Raw genomic sequence first — 1,131 nt, 5'->3', positions numbered from 1 at the left:
CCCCCCTAATGCCGACGGCAGTCCCTGCGGAGCACGCACACGCCCCTAGGCGCAGGACTACCCTATGGTTGTCCGTAAGTGCGCCCTCAATAATTATTGAGGGACTTACCCCGGCGTTTTCTTTATATCACGATAAGGGTATGTACGGCAACGATTTTCGCCGGTATACTAAAATCATGGATAAAATGCAAGCCGAGTTAGAAAAAATAGAAAAGCAGCGCGCTCAGCTCACTGCACGCGCTCAAAAAATACGCGCAAAATACGCAGCAAAAGAACGCAAAGAACGAACACGCCGACTTATTCAGGTAGGCGCAATTTTAGAAAAAAATCTAGGAATTGAGTTCACGGAAGAAAAGCGCAATCAACTAGCCCGTTTTATGCACCACAAATACGACAACGGCTTTACTGGAGCGCAGTGGATTAGGCAACAGATTTCACGAGAATCGGCAGAACCGATTTCATGATTTCCTTTACTGAATCAGCCTTCCGACACGGACTAAGAGAAGAAGATATTATCCGCGCATGGCATACATACTGGAAGCAGATTATTGAGGAAGAAGAACCTCTGAAAGTGATTCGCTTAGGTTATGACACCCGCGCCCGATTACTCGAAATTGGTGCACAGGTTGCACGCAACGGAAATATAAAGATTTTTCACGCCATGCGCGCCCGCAAACGCTACATCTACACAACGTAAGGAAAAATACTATGACCCCGGAAGAAGAAGCAATTGCTCACGACTTTGAGCAAGGCTGGAGTAAGGAAAGAATCCAGAAAGCAAAAATCACCTACGGACCAGCCCCCGCCCCTATCACCTCAGCACTGCTCAATGAGCGCGTTACAGCTTATGCGCGCACGAAAGGCTTAGACCCGCTGGAAGTTGTAAACGACGCAGTGGAAGCATACCTACAGTCAGCATGAAAGCGTGCACGCGAGTGTGCTCAAACCCCCAAGGAGGGAGGGGGGGAATGCGTGCATGTGTGGAGAGCCTTCACGTGTGACCTAGGTCACACGCAAGGGGTAACTAACTGATATGGTATGTCCTAGTTTAGAAAATACCGGCGTGGCTCATTTAACTTTCTGCTTTGAGTTGTTTCCTAAGCACTAAATAAACCATGTGACGTAGATAAC

At 48.1% G+C, this 1,131-nt stretch carries 3 protein-coding genes; all 3 read left to right on the top strand.

Annotation, left to right across the window (positions count from 1 at the left end):
* Positions 1-176: 176 nt before the first annotated feature.
* From G445_RS11025 to G445_RS0108765, 3 genes are read left to right on the top strand one after another with little or no spacing between them, the layout of a single operon-like run.
* Positions 177-464, top strand: coding sequence for a hypothetical protein (locus G445_RS11025; RefSeq protein ID WP_156825597.1), 288 nt, complete (start codon positions 177-179; stop codon positions 462-464).
* Positions 461-697 carry a hypothetical protein gene (locus G445_RS0108770; protein WP_022867141.1) on the top strand — a complete coding sequence of 79 codons (237 nt, stop codon included), beginning with the start codon at positions 461-463 and terminating at the stop codon, positions 695-697. Before G445_RS11025 ends, G445_RS0108770 begins: the two co-directional genes overlap by 4 nt.
* Positions 698-708: 11 nt before the next feature.
* Positions 709-921 (top strand): hypothetical protein, encoded by a 213-nt coding sequence (locus G445_RS0108765; RefSeq protein ID WP_022867140.1) that lies wholly within the window; start codon positions 709-711, stop codon positions 919-921.
* The last annotated feature ends 210 nt before the right edge of the window (positions 922-1,131 follow it).

This window comes from Actinotignum urinale DSM 15805, from assembly GCF_000420445.1.
In the GTDB taxonomy this organism is placed as follows: Bacteria; Actinomycetota; Actinomycetes; order Actinomycetales; family Actinomycetaceae; genus Actinotignum; species Actinotignum urinale.
Note: the sequence above shows the minus strand (reverse complement) of the source record. Positions and strands in the feature narration are given on the sequence as shown.